The organism is Rhodoplanes sp. SY1 (assembly GCF_046000175.1).
Classification (GTDB): domain Bacteria; phylum Pseudomonadota; class Alphaproteobacteria; order Rhizobiales; family Xanthobacteraceae; genus Rhodoplanes.
Map to the genome: position 1 here is coordinate 1 of NZ_JBEOMB010000273.1, position 480 is coordinate 480.

1 protein-coding gene is annotated in these 480 nt (G+C 70.2%); it reads right to left on the reverse strand.

Annotation, left to right across the window (positions count from 1 at the left end; genetic code table 11):
- A partial coding sequence (locus ABTU92_RS29070; protein ID WP_408095036.1) for an AMP-binding protein occupies positions 1-444 on the reverse strand: 444 nt, incomplete at its 3' end.
- Positions 445-480 lie beyond the last annotated feature (36 nt).

A 480-nucleotide genomic window follows, 5' to 3' on the forward strand; every position in this document is an offset into this window, starting at 1 on the left:
CGGCGAGGACGCGAGCGCCGGCTCGACCTCGCCGGCGAACTCCGGCGAGTAGACGAGCGCCGCGCATTCGGCGTTGTCGATCATGAAGGCGTAGTCCTTCGCCCTCAGCAGCGTGTTGAGCGGCACCGGCACGATGCCGGCCTTGATGGCACCCCAGAACAGGACGTAGAACGCGACCGAGTCCTTCACCACCATCAGGAGCCGCTCACCGGGCGCGAGGCCGTGGCCGAGCAGCACGTTGCCGCAGCGGTTCACGCCCGCGACCAGCCCGGCATAGGTGACGGTGCCGCCCGCCACCGTGCGGACCAACACCTTGTCGCCCCGCCCCTCGGCGACGTGCCGATCGATGAACGGCGTCGCGGCGTTGAAGCCGTCCTCGAACGTGAAGCGGGCCGGCGACACCGACGTGTCGACCGAGATGCCCGGCAGCCTCAGCGGTGTCATGCCCTCGTTTCCCCCTGCGCGGCACCCGTCGTCGTG